This is a genomic window from Microcystis sp. LE19-84.1B, assembly GCF_027531875.1.
In the GTDB taxonomy this organism is placed as follows: Bacteria; Cyanobacteriota; Cyanobacteriia; order Cyanobacteriales; family Microcystaceae; genus Microcystis; species Microcystis panniformis.
The window spans coordinates 1-16,870 of record NZ_JAPZSR010000441.1; the positions used below are offsets into that span (position 1 = coordinate 1).

18 protein-coding genes and 1 pseudogene are annotated in these 16,870 nt (G+C 42.4%); 10 read left to right on the forward strand and 9 right to left on the reverse strand.

Going from position 1 to position 16,870, the window contains the following annotated elements; all coding sequences use genetic code 11:
• Nucleotides 1–395: 395 nt before the first annotated feature.
• From O9324_RS24760 to vapC, 8 genes and pseudogenes are all read left to right on the forward strand, one after another.
• Nucleotides 396–662, forward strand: a pseudogene (locus O9324_RS24760) (IS30 family transposase); the annotation flags it as partial.
• Complete coding sequence (locus tag O9324_RS24765) at nucleotides 646–768, forward strand: hypothetical protein (protein ID WP_256377326.1); 123 nt, start codon at nucleotides 646–648, stop codon at nucleotides 766–768. The pseudogene O9324_RS24760 and the gene O9324_RS24765, both read left to right, overlap by 17 nt.
• Before the next feature lie 168 nt (nucleotides 769–936).
• Complete coding sequence (gene purH, locus O9324_RS24770; protein WP_288141585.1) at nucleotides 937–2,472, forward strand: bifunctional phosphoribosylaminoimidazolecarboxamide formyltransferase/IMP cyclohydrolase; 1,536 nt, start codon at nucleotides 937–939, stop codon at nucleotides 2,470–2,472.
• A 660-nt stretch (nucleotides 2,473–3,132) separates the two neighbouring features.
• Entirely contained in the window at nucleotides 3,133–3,408 is a 276-nt protein-coding gene (locus O9324_RS24775; protein ID WP_002785632.1) for a BrnT family toxin, read from the forward strand.
• Nucleotides 3,409–3,427: 19 nt separating this feature from the next.
• Nucleotides 3,428–3,646 (forward strand): BrnA antitoxin family protein, encoded by a 219-nt coding sequence (locus tag O9324_RS24780; RefSeq protein WP_288141586.1) that lies wholly within the window; start codon nucleotides 3,428–3,430, stop codon nucleotides 3,644–3,646.
• Between the two features lie 108 nt (nucleotides 3,647–3,754).
• Complete coding sequence (locus O9324_RS24785; protein WP_288141587.1) at nucleotides 3,755–4,933, forward strand: Shedu anti-phage system protein SduA domain-containing protein; 1,179 nt, start codon at nucleotides 3,755–3,757, stop codon at nucleotides 4,931–4,933.
• A gap of 302 nt (nucleotides 4,934–5,235) precedes the next feature.
• A complete protein-coding gene (locus tag O9324_RS24790; protein ID WP_002785630.1) occupies nucleotides 5,236–5,448 on the forward strand; it encodes a type II toxin-antitoxin system VapB family antitoxin in 213 nt (70 codons plus the stop codon).
• Nucleotides 5,435–5,833: a type II toxin-antitoxin system VapC family toxin gene (gene vapC, locus O9324_RS24795; protein WP_288141588.1), complete on the forward strand. Its 399-nt coding sequence runs from the start codon at nucleotides 5,435–5,437 to the stop codon at nucleotides 5,831–5,833. Before O9324_RS24790 ends, vapC begins: the two co-directional genes overlap by 14 nt.
• A 249-nt stretch (nucleotides 5,834–6,082) precedes the next feature.
• Here vapC and O9324_RS24800 read toward each other — a convergent pair whose 3' ends face one another.
• The 7 genes from O9324_RS24800 to O9324_RS24830 all read right to left on the reverse strand — a co-directional run bounded on the left by O9324_RS24800 (nucleotide 6,083) and on the right by O9324_RS24830 (nucleotide 12,377).
• Nucleotides 6,083–6,250 carry a type II toxin-antitoxin system PemK/MazF family toxin gene (locus O9324_RS24800; protein WP_353851745.1) on the reverse strand — a complete coding sequence of 56 codons (168 nt, stop codon included), beginning with the start codon at nucleotides 6,248–6,250 and terminating at the stop codon, nucleotides 6,083–6,085.
• A gap of 89 nt (nucleotides 6,251–6,339) precedes the next feature.
• Nucleotides 6,340–6,555, reverse strand: a complete 216-nt coding sequence (locus O9324_RS24805) for a type II toxin-antitoxin system PemK/MazF family toxin (RefSeq protein ID WP_288141590.1) — start codon at nucleotides 6,553–6,555, stop codon at nucleotides 6,340–6,342.
• Entirely contained in the window at nucleotides 6,555–6,800 is a 246-nt protein-coding gene (locus tag O9324_RS24810; RefSeq protein ID WP_002785626.1) for a hypothetical protein, read from the reverse strand. The genes O9324_RS24805 and O9324_RS24810 overlap by 1 nt, the downstream gene beginning before the upstream one ends.
• A gap of 998 nt (nucleotides 6,801–7,798) precedes the next feature.
• Nucleotides 7,799–8,713 (reverse strand): hypothetical protein, encoded by a 915-nt coding sequence (locus tag O9324_RS24815; RefSeq protein ID WP_288141591.1) that lies wholly within the window; start codon nucleotides 8,711–8,713, stop codon nucleotides 7,799–7,801.
• A 15-nt stretch (nucleotides 8,714–8,728) separates the two neighbouring features.
• Nucleotides 8,729–9,961, reverse strand: a complete 1,233-nt coding sequence (locus O9324_RS24820; RefSeq protein WP_288141592.1) for an NAD(P)/FAD-dependent oxidoreductase — start codon at nucleotides 9,959–9,961, stop codon at nucleotides 8,729–8,731.
• Nucleotides 9,958–10,917, reverse strand: coding sequence for a hypothetical protein (locus O9324_RS24825; RefSeq protein WP_288141593.1), 960 nt, complete (start codon nucleotides 10,915–10,917; stop codon nucleotides 9,958–9,960). The genes O9324_RS24820 and O9324_RS24825 overlap by 4 nt, the downstream gene beginning before the upstream one ends.
• On the reverse strand, nucleotides 10,917–12,377 hold the full coding sequence (locus O9324_RS24830; protein ID WP_288141594.1) for an MBOAT family O-acyltransferase: 1,461 nt from the start codon (nucleotides 12,375–12,377) through the stop codon (nucleotides 10,917–10,919). The genes O9324_RS24825 and O9324_RS24830 overlap by 1 nt, the downstream gene beginning before the upstream one ends.
• 162 nt (nucleotides 12,378–12,539) lie before the next feature.
• Here O9324_RS24830 and O9324_RS24835 point away from each other — a divergent pair, with 162 nt between their 5' ends.
• On the forward strand, nucleotides 12,540–13,511 hold the full coding sequence (locus O9324_RS24835) for an FkbM family methyltransferase (protein ID WP_288141595.1): 972 nt from the start codon (nucleotides 12,540–12,542) through the stop codon (nucleotides 13,509–13,511).
• Between the two features lie 103 nt (nucleotides 13,512–13,614).
• Here the strand turns inward: O9324_RS24835 and O9324_RS24840 are convergent, their stop codons facing one another.
• Nucleotides 13,615–14,040 (reverse strand): hypothetical protein, encoded by a 426-nt coding sequence (locus tag O9324_RS24840; RefSeq protein WP_002769462.1) that lies wholly within the window; start codon nucleotides 14,038–14,040, stop codon nucleotides 13,615–13,617.
• 249 nt (nucleotides 14,041–14,289) lie between these two features.
• Nucleotides 14,290–15,288: a UDP-glucose 4-epimerase GalE gene (galE, locus tag O9324_RS24845; RefSeq protein WP_002769460.1), complete on the reverse strand. Its 999-nt coding sequence runs from the start codon at nucleotides 15,286–15,288 to the stop codon at nucleotides 14,290–14,292.
• Nucleotides 15,289–15,357: 69 nt separating this feature from the next.
• Between galE and pap the strand changes: the two genes are divergently transcribed.
• Complete coding sequence (pap, locus tag O9324_RS24850) at nucleotides 15,358–16,851, forward strand: polyphosphate:AMP phosphotransferase (RefSeq protein ID WP_288141596.1); 1,494 nt, start codon at nucleotides 15,358–15,360, stop codon at nucleotides 16,849–16,851.
• Nucleotides 16,852–16,870 lie beyond the last annotated feature (19 nt).

A 16,870-nucleotide genomic window follows, 5' to 3' on the forward strand; every position in this document is an offset into this window, starting at 1 on the left:
ATAGGGTCTGCTGAAAAAGTACGGGCGAAGCATTCGGATAGAAAATCTACGGTTTCACCGATAGGTTATTGCCCGAATGCTTCGCCCCTACAGGACACGGGCCGATGAAGACGCAAGGTTTTGAACGACGATTCTCTCAAAATCTTGCACCTGTGAGAGCAAAACAGAACCCTAAAACCTTTACCTCGTCTATATTTCACATTTATTCAGCAAGCCCTATATAAATCCCTCGGATAGGTGAAACTGTTTCTATGAATAGTGAAATTTGAGACAGTCAACCAATTTTTTAAGTAGGGAGGCACAATTATTTGTAGGATGGGTTAGCGGTAGCGTAACATAATCGGGCGTTGGGTTTCATGCTTCAACCCAACCTACGTTCTATGAATAGTGAAAGTGGACATCAAGAGTTGAGTCAGAAACGATGAGCAGATTTTTATTTTGCTACTCCTTATCATTCTTGGGAGAGGGGATTAAATGAGCCTACTAATGGACTGTTAAGACAATTTTTTCCCAAGGGAACGAATTTTAAAATCCTTAAGCCAGAGGAGGTGGAAAGAGCCGTAAACTTGATTAACAATCGTCCTCGAAAATGTCTTGACTATCGTAGCCCGAATGAGGTATTCTATGAAGGTAGATCAGACAGTAATGCAATTCAGACTTGAATTGGCCGATGATGGTAATCTGACAACATTTGGCGATGACGGTTGCCAAGGGGTTTTCACTAATCTCGATGGACTTCGTTACCCTAAAAAATCCTGTATTTTTTAACAAGTCAGACTAAATCTTTCAAGGAGGACTTTAAAAATTGCCTTGGCATAAGTTGCTATTTGAGAGATAAAAATATAGAAGCAGCTGATTATTTACTAACCTACTTTTTTTAATTTTTAACGGGTTAGGACTGAGATATACTGAAATGGTTGCTTATAGATCACTACTATGGGACGTTTAGCGCTGATCAGCGTGACTGACAAAACTGGAATAGTTGACTTTGCCCGTCAGCTAACAGAAGAATTTGATTTTGAAATTATTAGCAGTGGAGGAACCGCCAAAACACTGCAATCGGCGGGGATTCCCGTGATTAAAGTGGGAGAATACACAGGCTCTCCTGAAATCTTGGGCGGAAGGGTGAAAACTCTCCATCCTCGCATCCATGGCGGTATTTTGGCTAGAAGGGATTGGCAGTCAGATTTAGCGGAAATGGAGGCTAATCAAATTCGTCCTTTTGATTTGGTGGTGGTTAATCTCTATCCCTTTGAACAGACGATCGCTAATCCTGATGTTACCACCGCTCAGGCGATCGAACAAATCGATATTGGTGGTCCGGCGATGTTACGCGCCTCGGCTAAAAATTTCGCCCATTTGACTGTCATCAGTAACCCCAAGTATTACGAGCAGTATTTAAGCCAATTACGGCAAAATAACGGCGAAATCTCCCTGGAATTCCGTCAAAAAATGGCGGGGGAAACCTTCGCTTTAACCAATGCCTACGATGGAGCGATCGCATCCTATTTCGCCAGCTTAAACGGGGAAACGACGCGCTTTAATTTGGCGGGAAATGCCGTGCAAACCCTGCGTTATGGCGAAAATCCCCACCAAAGTGCCACTTGGTATGGTAGCGGTACAATGGCTCACGGTTGGGGAAAAGCGACCTTATTGCAGGGAAAAGAACTAAGTTATAACAATTTAGTCGATTTGGAAGCAGCCCGCCGTTTAATCGCCGAATTCGGCAGGGAAGAACCGGCCGCCGCTATCTTGAAACACACTAATCCCTGTGGGGTGGCGATCGGTGGTAGTTTAGTGGAAGCTTATACTAAAGCTTTTAATGCCGATTCTACCTCCGCTTTTGGGGGTATTGTTGCCCTAAATCAAGCCATAGATGAAGCAACCGCTAAAGAATTAACGAAAACCTTCCTAGAATGCGTGGTAGCCACCGATTGTAGCCCTGAAGCCCGGGATATCCTCGCTAAAAAGTCAAAAGTGCGGATTTTATTACTGCCGGATTTAAGCAGGGGAGAAAAACAAACAGTAAAAGTTATCGCCGGCGGTTTTCTAGTACAAGCGGCCGATGATCTGGTAGAAACCCCGGATGATTGGCGCGTAGTGACAGAAAAACAACCCACTGCCGTACAATTAGCGGAATTACTGTTTGCTTGGAAAGTATCCAAGCACGTTAAATCTAACGCTATTGTGGTGACAAAAAATCAAACTACTTTAGGCGTTGGTGCGGGGCAAATGAATCGCGTTGGTTCGGTGAAAATTGCCCTTGAACAAGCAGGGGAAGCGGCTAAAGGTGGCTATTTAGCTAGTGATGGTTTTTTCCCCTTTGATGATTCTGTTCGCACGGCGGCCCAGTTTGGTATCGAGGCAATTGTTCAACCCGGAGGTTCTTTAAAAGATCAGGATTCGATTAATGCCGCTAATGAGTTAGGTTTAATTATGGTCTTAACAGGCATTCGTCATTTCTTGCATTAATACAAGGTTAGGGTGTGTTATTGCTTAAATTAACGCACCCCAACCAGTTATTAATTAGGGTTTGCTGAATAAATGTGAAATGTAGGCAAGGTAAGGGTTTTGTGGCTTTTCTGGCGAAACAGGTGCAAGATTTTGAGAGAATCGTGCTTCAAAACCTTGCGTCTTCATCGGCCCGCGTCCTGTAGGGGCGAAGCATTCGGGCAATAACCTATCGGTGAAACTGGAGATTTTCTATCCGAATGCTTCGCCCGTACTTTTTCAGCAAGCCCTAATTATCGGTTAATTTCCCCTATTCAATAACTATTAAAAGTGTCAAAATAATAGTAAAATTTTGTGACAAAGTGCAGTCAGATCTAAGAATCTTTGCTAGAACTCTAGAAGGCTTCTGTGATCAGTCTCCTTAAAGGAGATTGTTTGCAGTAAACTAATCTGGCTAACAGGCTTTTGGGTGTAATATACAGAAAGTTGACCCATATCGTTACTCTGGAGAGTGTTATATAGAAAGTTGACCTGTAATATGTAGTTATGCGGCAAGTCCTCGGTTAGGACAGTGGCTTTAAGTTGCTTGCGGGGCATTCATTGACGATAAAAATTGCTTGGCATGGATAGCTGTAACGACAATTTATAACTACAATTGGTTATTGTAGCTGTCGTTCGGTTATGGAATATGAATGGGATGAAGCAAAACGTCTTGCTAATCTTCGTAAGCACGGAATAGATTTTACCGATGTTCCAGCCGTGTTTGATGGGGATATTGTAACGGTTGAGGACGATCGTTACGGTTATGGAGAGCAGCGTTTTGTCACATTCGGTTTGTTGCAAGGGCGAGTGATTGCCGTTGTCCATACAGAACGTGAGGATTGCACCCGTATTATTTCTGCAAGAAAAGCGACGAAATATGAACAACGAACCTACTTCGAGCAACTCTCAAACTGATTGGCAACGATTGGATGCGATGAGCGATGAAGATATTGATTTATCAGATTGTCCAGAGATTACGTCAGAAATGTTTGCTAAGGCGGTAGTGCGGCGGGGTTCACCTGCTACAAAAGCCAAGACTCAAGTTACACTCCCCATTGATAGCGATGTATTAGAGTGGTTTAAGTCTCAAGGGCGTGGCTATCAAACACAGATCAATCAATTGCTACGAGCGTATATGGAGGCACATCAATAACAGGCAGATTCATGTTTTTGTATTTGAAAACAAGGATTGCAGCGGCATAATGGGAACGTTGGGCGGAAAACAGGTTCGCTATGAAACTTAAGGATGCTGAGGCAACACATGATCGATAATAGTCTCTGGCGGGGTCTTCTGGCCTTTTACGGCATTTTGATCGAAAAACATTCCAATTGTGAAGAGGATTATCAAAACCTTTTTGAGAGTCATCCTATCCTCTTTATTGGCCTAAAAGCAAAGAGTCCCAGATCATTTGAAAAACGCTCGCCAAATAAGTTGCCATACGACGAAGATCTAAGATTTACACCAGAACCTGACTTCATCTGCCTTGATGAGATGTCAAATGCAGTAATCATTGTTGAGTTGAAGACGCCATTTGTTGGCAAAATTTCCACGGAAAGATCTGATGGGAATAGGGCAAAACTAACTTCCCGGGCAGAAACATATATTTCTCAATGTTCCGAGTACTGTCGTTCAATTATCGGCAATAAGGAGACTCGTAATTACTTGTGTTCACTATTTTGCATTGACAGGATATCGGAGGTTAGGGCTAAGTTGCTATACGCACTATCGGAAGACAATGATCTTCCTTTAATCGAATCATTATGTTCCCAAAGAATCCCTCGGATCGAGATAATAACCTATGATCTCCTATTTAATCGACTTTGCGATCTGTGCACGATAGGTAAATCAATCCCCTATGGGCAGCCTGGTTTGACCTGCGTGTACCACCTATCGATAGACACTTACCAAGTTAATGATATCCCAGTATTGACCAAGATCACAGGGGACAATGGTGACCAATTAATTGCAACTTATTGCTCGGGGACGCTTTACTTCTCGCTCATTAAAGAGGACGGGGAAACCAGAAAACTCAAGGGGCCTATTGATCCAGATGTGAACAGTTACGTCAAACTTGAGTATGCACACTCTGATGCAGGCTCCTACTTTTCCCTGTCCATCAACGATGCCGTTACTGACGCACATATCTCCACTGTATCAATGCCATTTGCCCTGACGAACCCCGTCATTGTATTTGGTGCAGACAGATCAGGCGGGAATGGGATCTGCTGTAAACTCCATGAACACTATATATGTGGATCAATTATGAATATTTCCGATTCACTTGGTTCATATCACTATCACCAACGCAAGAAAGGAAACCTGGCTGGCGTTGTTTTTGGTGGATCTCAGTTTCTCTATACAGGAAATAACAACTCCTTGATACAGGATGATCCTAAGCATAGACCAACGTATCACAATCCTGCCCAACAAGGCGGTTAACTGGATGACGCTTTGCGGTGCCAGTGCGATGCCAAAGGCACTGCGTAGCAGATCGCCGATCTTGTAGGGTGCGTTCCCTAATCTGGATACTACTGCTCCACCGATCGATTTTGGGGAACGCACCATGCCCATTGATTGAAGTTGTGGTTTAAAGTGCGATGCCGAAGACACTACGCCATTGCCGTATGTAGCTTAAAGCTTGAGAGCCAACTAACAAAGATATGCCCAGAGGTGGGTTAGTCATCTATCGGATTAAAATGTAAAGAGAATAATCACTTATACTTCAATCTAATATCCATCCTATGCAAATTACCCTCAACCTTGATGAATCGCTTCTCAAGGAAGCCTTTCAACTGACTAACCTCACCACCCAAGAGGAACTAATGAATCTTGCTCTACAAGAATTCGTAAGATGCCGCCGTAAGAAAAACCTTCTCGACCTTGCCGGACAAATTCAATTTGCTCCAGATTTTGATTATAAAGCCCTACGTGAAACTCGTCATGTTGCTGATTGACACATCTGTGTGGATCAGCGTCTTCCGCGATCGCAGTGGTCAAGTTCGCCAGCAACTGGAAACGTTAATTGCAAATCGTGAGATTTTACTCACCCGCTTTACCCAGCTTGAACTGCTTCAAGGGAGCTTAAACGAGCAAGAGTGGACAATCCTCTCTACTTACCTCGAAGTGCAGGATTATGTTGAACTCACGCCTTCTTCCTGGCAAGCGGCTGCACGTATTTACTATGATCTGCGTCGTCAAGGATTGACTGTTCGCAGCCCAATTGATTGCTGTATTGCTCAAGCGGCACTGGAAAATGATCTGCTTCTGATTCACAACGACCGTGATTTTGAAACCATTGCTCAAGTGCGATCTCTTCAAAATCTCCGTTTTCAGCCCTAGGGTGCGTTCCCTAATATGGCTCCTACTGCTCCACCGATCGATTTTTGGGAACGCACCATGCACATTGATTGAAACTGTGAGTTTAAGTGCGATGCCGAAGGCACTGGTTAGTCTATCGGCGCGTTACGAGGGCAAGCCTAATCGTAATCAAATTCAGAATGGTACAGTCACACGAAGGTGGCATTGGAACAGTGGAAGAATGCAAACTAAAACCTGGGCTTGGAGCGCAAATTGGTGAAACTATCTTCATTACAGTCCCATTAAGATTCTCAGCCTGTCTTCAACCAATGCCAGCGTTTCTGAGGATACAGTTCCCCATCGCTTCTCAAGTCGTTCTACTGAGATTGATCTTACGTCCTCGCACTTGATAAAACTTGGCATTTTCACTCCTCCCTCTGGAGGTTCCACTGGGAGCATCTCACCTTTGTAACCCGTAAATCAGGTTTTTATGTCAAGCTATTTTGAAAGCCTTGCTGGAAACCAGTTTTAGGGATAAGTATAATTACTCACTTGCATAAATGAGATGCTCCCGGTTCCACTTTTAGGTGAAAAGGGATTCCTTTGTCTTTAGAAGTTACTGGCAAAACAACAACTAAGCCAGATGCACCCTGATTAAACAGGTCTGCTGAAATCACTAAACATGGACGCTTACCAGCCTGTTCATGCCCCCTTACTGGATTAAGGTCTGCTAGCCATATTTCTCCTCTGGTAATTTCTGCCACTACCCTTCTACTCCATCAGCGAGAGTTTGCTCCCATGTCTGCCTTTCAGAAATTTCCTCTTGCCATAAAGTCTCATTCTTCCTTAAGGCGGCGAAGGCTTCATTCGCTTGAACTAGAAAAACATATCTGCGATAATTTTCGATGGCTTTGTCTAATACTGTTGGGAGCGTATCCCCAGAGGAGTCAACGAGTGCTAACAGCGTTTTGTAAGCAGCCTCACTAATGCTAATTTTTAATTCAGGCATACTTTTCTCTCGTAGCTTGTGTAGGGCTATTGTAGCCAATTGTGTAAGGACTAACAACCTGGTTGGAGCGGACAGTTGAGAGGCTTTTCGTTGATCGCTATGGTCGATCTGCTGCCGCTCAACCAGAACGTTAGACCGTAGAGATATTGAGTCTTTGCAACTACTTCAGCTCCTCTAATTAGGGCTTGCTGAATAAATCTAAAAACCTTGTTGGGTAAAACTTTTAGGCTTTTTGTCAATCAAAAAGTGCCAGCCTTTGGAGGGATCGGGGGGAAAATTCCGGGACTTTTTCCCTGAAAATTAGGTAATTTACCAGATGAAAATGGGTAAAACCCTACACCCCACCTGCCCCCCCGACCCCCCCGATGTCGGGGGGTTGGGGGGGGTGGGGGGTTGGGGGGGCCACACCCTGCCCCCACGAGAAACTTTTTCAGCAGACCCTAATTAGTGCGATCGCAATCTTGTAGGTTTTACCTTTAGGAACTAACTGGTCTGGAGGCGGTAAAAAATCTTTAACGACTTGTCCCAGTTCCATTGGTTCATCAGTATATAGCGTTTCTGATTCACAAGAGGTACATTCCATATCCTGAACAGCTTAATCAGCAAAGGTTTAAGTGTGCCGCACAGATGCGAGAACCGCTATAAGTTATTTTGCTGTTCATATAGTTTACGTCCTTTTCGCCAATAACCAGCTCCAAAAATTCTAACTTTTCCTTCCCGGTAAGTACAGGGTAAGCGTATCTTAACAATCCTTGACAAAATGAACTTTAGGTGAGTTGCTTACCCAGAGGACGATTCAGGCATATTTGAGGAGAATTTGCCCTCTCAATTGTTAAGCAAAAATCGACCCATTTGGTCGATTTCGTAACTATTCTGATTGACTGGTATCACTTGCAATGCTCACACAGTAAGCGGATCACAAAATTGGCCAATTGTCAATAGCGTTTGAGACGCTCTCACCCTGGTTGCTGCTTAAATTAACCTACCCCAACAAGTTATTAATTATCGGTTAATTTCCCTGACTCAATAGTCTTAAATTTGCCAAAAGCGCGAGGATGGCCAGCTTTTTGGGAACAAAGAAAATAGCGCGCGGGTTCGTAATGATTTTCAGCACTAAAAGGTGAACAGAAATGATCTGCAAGTAAATCTTCTCGCACAAAGAAAGCATTCACTCCCGAAAAACTACAACCTATCAATTTATAACCCTTTTGATGACCAAGTTTTTCTAGAGCTTTCAAACTTGATCCCATATGACTATTATATTTCCATTGGTGACTAGGATTATACTGCATCACCCAACTGGATTCGGGGGGATAAATAGCATTATATTCGAGAATTACCACCCGGGGACGATAATTAGTAATTGCTTGCCAGACCCAATAATCATTACCATCAATATCAATGGATAATAGATCTAATTCTGTCGGTACATTGCCCTCTCGAAACAAGTCTTCAATATTTGCGGCAGTGATGAAAGTATTTTTTAAAGTTAATTGTTGGTTAGCAATTAAATCTTCAAAAGATTGGCGAATACTTTTACAAAATCGCTCACTGCCTTCAATCCAATAACCTTGCCATCCTTTCACTAACAAATAGGCACTATTATTTTCTAAACCGTTACCAACTCCAAATTCCACAAAGAATTTATTTGTGGTTCCAATGCGATTAAAAATCTCGCTAATAATGCCATCTTCTCCCGCTTGGGAAAAAACCTTAAATTCGTAGCGGTTTAGTTTTTTATGGTTATCATATTTTGGGTTTTTATGCAAGTTTTCTATCAGATAATTATCAATTTGTAACTCTGTTATTCTATCTTGATATTTTGAGGAGGAACTATTCAGAGACTTAAGGTTTTTAAGAATCTCTGGGATTGCTTGCCAAGGTGCTGCCATATTTTTGAGAAAGGTTTTCATGGATTTTAACTACAATTAACGAGTATTTTTTGATTCAATCGGTTGTTTAGATAACACCTGTGAATAACGGAGTCGGAGAAGAATTTTTTTCGCCCAATGTTGAAACACTTTCAACTGATGGCGTTGACTGGGTAAACGCATAATATAGACAAAGCGACGCATTATATCGGCTAATCTACCAGTAATATTAATGCCAAAACTGGAGACAAGGGCTGATTGTTTACCCAAGGTTAACATATCACCTAAATGGAGATAATAATAGGGTTGGGGCGATTTTTTTCTGATCACTGCCGAGATATTTTTGGCTACTACACTGGCTGCTTGATAGGCTGCCTGTGCTGTGGCAGGAATTACCTGTTTACTGGGATAAATTTCGGCTATATCCCCAAGGGCAAAAACTTCGGGATGGTCGATTAATTGTAAACTGGAACGGGTTAATAATTTGCCTTGTGCTGTTTTCTGACAATCTAAATTATTGATCCAATCCTGTGCCTCAGTTCCTGCTGTCCACAATAATAAATCAATGGGGATAACCTCATTTGTATTATCTTTAAATATGGTCATGGAATTAGCGGTAACTTCCTTTAATCCCGTGTTTAAATAGATACTAACATTCTTGGCTAAAAGGGAACGATAGGAAGCAACACGCACCGATTTAGGGAAGTTTTGCAGTATTTCCTCGTTCTTTTCCACTAGATGAACTTTGCCTTTTTTTCCTAAACGATCAGCTACCTTACAGGCTAATTCTACCCCATTGGGACCGCCGCCAATAATTGCTAAATTAATTGAGGATTTTCCTTTAGTTTCTAAGTCATGAATTGCCGTTTGTAATTTTTCCACATCCTCTAAACTCCGAAAAGTCAGCCCATAATCGGCTAACCCTGGTATAGCCGGCCAACGATTCCGCACTCCCACCGCTAAAACGAGGTAATCATAATCTATAACTTCCTCATTTTCTAAATATACTCGATGATTGTTTAAGTCAATATTACTGGCTTTTTGAGGTTTTAAATTAACCTGAGTTCCTGTTAATAATTGACGGTAGGAGGGGGCAATTTCCCAGCGTTGCAATTCTCCTGTAATTAGTTCATAGAGAAGGGGAGTAAAGAGAAAATGGTCTTTCGGTTCGACTAAAGTTATTTGCCATTGACCCGATTTTACTGCTGTTAATCGACTCAGATCAAGCGCCGTGTATAAACCACCAAACCCCCCCCCCAGAATGCAAATCTTAGTTATTGGTTTATTCATGGATTTTTATTCTCAGTTGTGTTTAAGATGGGTTTCAGTTCCGAAACTAATTGTTCTGAACGAATAATTCTCGCCGGGGGCAAAAGATGATAGTGAGTGTCAGCAAAAATAGTAGAATCGGTCTTAATATTCAAGTCTTTTGGGTCATAAATTGTTGGCACAACCCGACTTAATTCTTCGGCAGATTTGCGAATATTAGCAACGGTTTTACCATCATTTTTTGCATAAACCCAGGGCAAAGAAACCACTAAAGTCGCACCTTTTGCTTCTAAATCTTTCTTGAGCTTTTCAATAGCTTTAATCGAGTGAGCAGAGGCAGGAGTATTAAAAGTCATTTGCCACCATTTCCCCGTTCTTTCCTTAACTATAGTCGGATCACCTGTATTAGTAATCGGATCGGAAAGATAACCCGTCATTCTGCCTTTAGTGAATAAATCAACCATCGATTTAGTGACTGGACGCATCCCCGGAATACCTAATAACCAAGTATCCTCGATCATGGTTTTTAAAGGTATCCCACCTAACCCTGGTTTGCCAATAGCGACGCTAAAAGGTGCGGATCCCCAAAGTCCTTCGCCGCGATTAAAACCGTCCTCATCCATGAGCATGAGATATTCAGGAATCAGCAGAATTACGTCTCCTTGGCGCGCTTTTTCGAGAATCATAGCGGCAATGACATTTAACCCGATATCCCCCTGTAAACCGAAGTTAACCACGGGCATTCCCAATTCTTTGGCCATTAATTCCGAATTTATGCTATAATGCGCCCCCGATCCCGCCGTGACGATTAAACGCCGCGGTCCTTCGGTACTAGCTGCGATCGCAGATTTTTCTTCGTACATCATCCGCAACCAGCTTAATTCGCCGCCGTAGATGACATTATAAACAAAGCCGAGGGACCAAGCGACTCCCAGAGAAGCTAACCAGGGGAAAATGTTAAAGGATTTAGTATTCATCAGAATTCAAAGTAAATAAAGTCACCGGTATTAGTGGAAGCTAGGAGAATAGTTAAACCTAGCAATATTTTAGACAGCCAAGGCGATAGTAATAGTTCATATTCAAACTTTTTCTGAGCAATAGCCAGATGTTCGAGGATTAAAACAATGATACCAAGAACTAAAGCGACGCTTAAAACTGCTCCTTGATTGAGAGTATAGGAACTAAAAATTTCCCCGATATTAGCTAAGGAATAATTGAAAGGATTGGCAATAACCAGCATTTTGCCGATTAATCTTCTGGTGTTAATCTCCATGAAAAAGAGACAACCAAAAATGACAGCCAATTGTGTTAAAGTCCAGGAGACAATTTGCGGCTGAGAAACGTATTTTCCGACGAAAGCATAGAAAGGTCGGCCTAGATAACGCAGTAATAATAATAATGCCCCGTGGTAAGCGCCCCAAAAGATAAAATTCCAAGCTGCACCGTGCCAGAAACCAGAGAGAGTAAAGGTAATGAATAGATAAAAAGGCGCCCAACTTTTATTGGAACCCATCAGGGGTAAAAACACATAATCTCGAAACCAAGTGCTGAGGGTAATATGCCAACGTCGCCAAAATTCGTTAATACTTTGGGATGTGTAGGGAGCTAAAAAGTTTAATTCCAATCTAATGCCGACAAAATAAGCTAAACCAACAGCAATAAAGCTATAACCACCGAAGTCAAAATAGATTCTCAGGGTGAATAAAAAGGCCTCAAACCAGATATACCAAGCATTGTCAATCATCTTATCTAATTCGATGTAGGGAGCCAGGTTATCGGCGAGGACAAATTTCATAAATAAACCGAGGGAAAGCCAACGCAAACCCTTCTCGAAGTTTTCTCCTGTAAATTTGAGACGAAAGGATTCAATTTGTGGTAATAAATCCCGGCGACGCTCGATCGGACCTGCGACAATTTGCGGGAAAAAGGAGATAAAATTGACATAATCGAGGACGGCTAGGGGTTTCTTTTTCTTTTCCCGTAGGGAGTCCACCACGAAAGCCACCATCTGGAAGGTATAGAAGGATACCCCCGGTGGTATTTGGGTAGGCACGGGAATTGGGGAAAGTTCCTTCCAGTTAGAGGGGAGGGAAACGAATAATCCGATGACTTCCTGGACAAAAAAGCCGAAATACTTGAAGTAGGCAAGGACGAGAATATCGATGACGATAACGATAGTGGCTAGGATATTCGCTTTCCAGCCGCCCATTTTCAGCACTAGCCAGACCATAATGTAGTTAAAGGCTAGGGAGACGATGAAAACGAGGAAACTGGTGCGACTGGCGTAATAAAACAGGATCAGGGAAAGCGCCGCTAATCCAACTCCATCAAAAACACCTCGCCAGAGATTGAAGGACTTCGCTATATAGCGCGCCGTTAGGAAAGGAACGCTAAAAAGGATTAATATCCACCAAAATATAAAATCAGAGTAATTCAAGGCTTGTTAACTCCTGATGGTCTGTGTTACCTTGTTTGAGATGGGTTTCCTGACTTCTGATGCTTAGAGAAGAGGGATTTTCTTGACAAGCATATCAAATTTTGTCAGACTTGTCCATAAAATTACCTTCATCCATCCTAGAAAATCGAGGCTAGACAAGCAATGCTTTATCAAAAACTGTTAGATGCACATAAACGCTATCGGCAATTTAAGACTTATCCTCATATTGCTGATCAATACTGGTCTAGTCAATTGGCAGAGCATAATATTAGTCCTAATTATGTGGAATATGATGCTAAATCTGGTCAACTTTTTTATAAACCATTAGGGATCAGTTTAAGCAAAAATAAGCAGGATTTCCTCTTGGCTAGTAAAGTTGTTAACAAAGCTAACGCTTTAAAATCTCTGGCTGATTGTAAATTTTATATCGATGAGCAACAGGAATTAATTATCGAGATCGATGGAGTTAAGCTAATTATCGAGACGGGACAGGATTTGGATATCGCCCATGAAATTTTCCTGTTAGGTGTATATAATTTCCTCTATGACAAGCCCTGTGTAGCGATCGATATTGGTATGAATACGGGTTTTGCTAGTCTCTTTTTTGCCAATCGAGCTAATGTCAAAGCTGTCTATAGTTACGAACCTTTTAAGGCTACCTATGACCAAGCTTTCAGAAATTTTGCCCTCAATCCTAATCTAGCGGAGAAGATTAAAGCTTTTGATTATGGAGTCGGCGCTCGTGATGAAATTATTCAAGTCGAATACGATTACAATGTTAAAGGTAGTGTTGGTATTTCTGGTATTGACAACCAATTAAAACCTTTTGCCTCGAAACAAACAGCTACAGCCGATTTAATTCTGAAACCTTTCACCGATGTGTTTAAAGGTATTACCTCTGATTATCCCGATAGCGATATTGTTGCCAAGATTGATTGTGAAGGTTCCGAATACGAAATCCTCGATTCTTTAGCGGCAACTGGTCAATTAGGACAGATTAAAATTATCATGATGGAATGGCATAAAAAAGGTCCCGATGCTTTAGTCAAACATCTGCAAGACTTCGGTTTTATCATCTTCTCCCGGATGCCTCGCAGTAAAAATGTCGGCACTTTGTACGCAATTAAACCCTAAAGTCAGGAGTGAGGTGATGGGGAGATAGGGAAATGGGGCAATTTCCACTAATACCCCAAAACCCTAACACCTTCTAACTGATAACTGATAACTGATAACTGCTTTACTGTGCTTGACAATAGGTATTAAAAGCTTCGCCAGTTTCCTTTTCTAATTGGCCAGCTTTTCTGACCTTTTCCTGTGCTAATTTTGCCCCGTTTTTATTGCGAGTTTCGATCACTTGAATTATTTCACGAGTGGCAGTGGCATAATCTTCGTAAACTTGAGCGAAAGTGGTCTTATATTTCTCTAGTTCAGGATCCTTCACTGCTAATTTTTTCATATTTTCCGCGGCCTGTTCGATTTTATCGGCGGCTAATAGCCAACTTTTTTGGTCAATTTCTGTCCCTTGACCCTTGGTTAAAGATTTGGTTTCTTGGGCGACTTCGTTGGCAATCCGATAGATTTTTTGACATTGAAACTGTTTACTATCAGCACAACTTGCTAAAAAAGTCAAGCCTATAAATATTAAGATTATTTTTTTATTCATAGCATTGTATTTGAGATGATTCTAGGGAAGCTTATAGCGGTAAACTATCAGCCTCTAAGTAGGGAGGCACAATTATTTGTAGGATGGGTTAGCGGTAGCGTAACATGAGCGGGCGTTGGGTTTCATGCTTCAACCCAACCTACGTTCATCTTATATTTAATTACACCCACCTACTTAGCAGTTTTTTACTGTTATCGACTGATAGAATTGTTCAATCTGATAATACTAAAGTTTAGCACTCGATCGCTGTTAAGCGTGTCTTTTTTGATGCCAATTCCAGGCGTGTTCAACTATTACCTTAAGATCGGCATATTGGGGATGCCAACCGAGAACCTGTTTAGCTTTATCACTACTGCCGATTAAAATGGGGGCATCACCTGCCCTTCTGGGACTTTCGATGACCGGAATATCTAAACCAGTTACCTCTCTCGCTGTTTCAATCACTTCACGCACAGAAAAACCATTACCATTACCCAAATTAAACACATTACTTTCGCCCCCATTTAAGAGATATTCTAAGCCTAAAACGTGAGCCTGTGCCAAATCATTAACATGGATATAATCCCGCACAGCAGTACCATCGGGAGTATCATAATCCGTGCCGAAAATTGACAGGGAATCCCGTTTTTTCAGGGCAGTTAATAAAGCCAAGGGAATTAAATGGGTTTCCGGTTGGTGATCTTCCCCTAATAAACCACTGGGATCGGCTCCTGAAGCATTAAAATAACGGAAAGCCACCGATTTAAAACCATAGGCCCGATCAAAATCCCTAAGAATTTGTTCCACCATTTCCTTGCTGGCTGCGTAGGGACTGAGGGGATGATGGGGGTGACTTTCCGTCATCGGAATTTCCTTCGGCATTCCATAAATGGCACAGGTGGAAGAAAAAACAAATTTCTTCACATCGGCGGCGATCATCGCTTGCAAAAGAGTCAGACTACCACTAACATTATTTTGATAGTAAATAGCCGGTTCTTGGACCGATTCCCCCACGGCAATAAAAGCGGCAAAGTGCATGACAGCGGTAATATCACGACTAGCAAATAAATTATCCAGCAGCGATCGATCCCTGGTATCACCGACAATTAACTCAACTTTTAATATATCCTTAATGATTTCGGCGTGACCGTAGGATAAATTATCGAGTACGATGACGGAATAACCGGCATTTTTGAGCGCTAGAACTGCATGGGAACCAATATAACCCGCACCGCCAGTAACGAGAATGGTAGGTTTAACTTGAGACACGCGATCATACCTATTTGAAATTGACTTGTCTATAACTTTATACCCTAATTTTGCTTTGAGTTGACCATCATGTTAAGTCCCCTCGATCTATCTCTTTCCCTTGACAAAGAAACTTATCAATCACAAATTAAAGATTTAATGCAACAACTGCGATCGCTACAGAAGTCCTGTTGGGAATGTAAATTACCCGTGGTGGTGGTTTTGGAAGGTTGGGCGGCGGCAGGCAAGGGAACTTTAGTCAAAAAAATGGTTAACTATATGGATCCTCGCGGTTTTACCGTCCATCCAATTTTAACCCCTTCCCCCCAAGAGGAAAGTTACCCGTTTTTGTGGCGATTTTGGCAAAAACTGCCAGCAAAAGGCAGTATCGGCATTTTTTATCACAGTTGGTACACCCATCTACTAGAGGATCGACTCTTAAATAAATTGCCCTCCTCCCAGATTCCCCTAGTCATGCGCGATATCAACACCTTTGAGCGACAATTATCTGATGATCGGGTCGCAATCGCTAAATTCTGGATTCACCTCAGTCAAAAGGAATTAAAGTCACGCATCAAAGAATACGCCGAAAATGAACTAGAATCTTGGCGCGTGCGTCCGGAAGATTGGCAACAGGCCAAACGTTATGATGAGTATGCCAGTTTAGCCGAGGAAATGATTACCTACACTAGCACGGGGGCCGCCCCTTGGATATTGGTGGAGGGCAACTGTCAACGTTGGGCCCGGGTAAAAGTTCTCTCCCAATTAGTCGGTACGATCGCTCAAGCTTTGGATCAGCGGCAATTACCGATCGAACCCCCTGTCAATCTACCACCTCAAGCCCAATTACTGCCCACGGAACCCGATTATCTGGGGAGAGTGGACTTAAGTGCCAAATTGGAAAAAGAAGACTATAAAATCCGTTTGCGTCAGGCACAGGTAGAATTAAGAAAACTGCAATTAGAGATTTTTCAGGCAAATATTCCCGTTTTAGTCCTCTTTGAGGGGTGGGATGCCGCCGGTAAGGGAGGGGCGATCAAACGCTTAACCGATACCCTCGATCCTCGCAGTTATCAAGTGATTGCCTTTGCTGCCCCGACGGAGGAAGAACACCGCTATCATTATCTCTGGCGCTTCTGGCGGAAATTACCCGCAGCCAAAACTATCGGTATATTCGATCGCAGTTGGTATGGACGGGTTTTGGTGGAGAGAGTGGAAGGATTCGCTAAAGATATGGACTGGCGGCGGGCATATCAAGAAATTAACGAATTTGAAGCACAATTAACCCATTCAGGCTGTGTTTTAGTCAAATTCTGGTTACATATTAGCCCCGAGGAACAGTTAAATCGCTTCAACGAGCGCCAAACTAACCCCTATCGTCAACATAAACTCACCGATGAAGATTGGCGCAATCGAGAAAAACAGCCCCTCTATCATGTGGCAGTTAATCACATGGTAGCCCGTACTAGCACCCCCGTCGCCCCTTGGACGATTGTAGCGGCAAATGATAAGTATTTCGCTCGCGTTAAAGTCATAGAAACAGTAATTGCCGCTATTGAAACGGGTTTGAAACAACGGGGATAGGGGAGGGGATAGGGATTTT

Excerpts from the sequence above, each read along its gene's own strand:
- O9324_RS24765 (WP_256377326.1), top strand. The coding sequence starts at position 646 with ATGCAATTCAGACTTGAATTGGCCGATGATGGTAATCTGACAACATTT.
- O9324_RS24775 (WP_002785632.1), top strand. The coding sequence starts at position 3,133 with ATGGAATATGAATGGGATGAAGCAAAACGTCTTGCTAATCTTCGTAAG.
- O9324_RS24840 (WP_002769462.1), bottom strand. The coding sequence starts at position 14,040 with ATGAATAAAAAAATAATCTTAATATTTATAGGCTTGACTTTTTTAGCA.
- O9324_RS24815 (WP_288141591.1), bottom strand. The coding sequence starts at position 8,713 with ATGAAAACCTTTCTCAAAAATATGGCAGCACCTTGGCAAGCAATCCCA.
- O9324_RS24785 (WP_288141587.1), top strand. The coding sequence starts at position 3,755 with ATGATCGATAATAGTCTCTGGCGGGGTCTTCTGGCCTTTTACGGCATT.
- O9324_RS24800 (WP_353851745.1), bottom strand. The coding sequence starts at position 6,250 with ATGCTCCCAGTGGAACCTCCAGAGGGAGGAGTGAAAATGCCAAGTTTT.
- O9324_RS24810 (WP_002785626.1), bottom strand. The coding sequence starts at position 6,800 with ATGCCTGAATTAAAAATTAGCATTAGTGAGGCTGCTTACAAAACGCTG.
- O9324_RS24790 (WP_002785630.1), top strand. The coding sequence starts at position 5,236 with ATGCAAATTACCCTCAACCTTGATGAATCGCTTCTCAAGGAAGCCTTT.
- O9324_RS24825 (WP_288141593.1), bottom strand. The coding sequence starts at position 10,917 with ATGAATACTAAATCCTTTAACATTTTCCCCTGGTTAGCTTCTCTGGGA.
- vapC (WP_288141588.1), top strand. The coding sequence starts at position 5,435 with ATGTTGCTGATTGACACATCTGTGTGGATCAGCGTCTTCCGCGATCGC.
- O9324_RS24780 (WP_288141586.1), top strand. The coding sequence starts at position 3,428 with ATGAGCGATGAAGATATTGATTTATCAGATTGTCCAGAGATTACGTCA.
- O9324_RS24835 (WP_288141595.1), top strand. The coding sequence starts at position 12,540 with ATGCTTTATCAAAAACTGTTAGATGCACATAAACGCTATCGGCAATTT.
- pap (WP_288141596.1), top strand. The coding sequence starts at position 15,358 with ATGTTAAGTCCCCTCGATCTATCTCTTTCCCTTGACAAAGAAACTTAT.
- O9324_RS24820 (WP_288141592.1), bottom strand. The coding sequence starts at position 9,961 with ATGAATAAACCAATAACTAAGATTTGCATTCTGGGGGGGGGGTTTGGT.
- purH (WP_288141585.1), top strand. The coding sequence starts at position 937 with ATGGGACGTTTAGCGCTGATCAGCGTGACTGACAAAACTGGAATAGTT.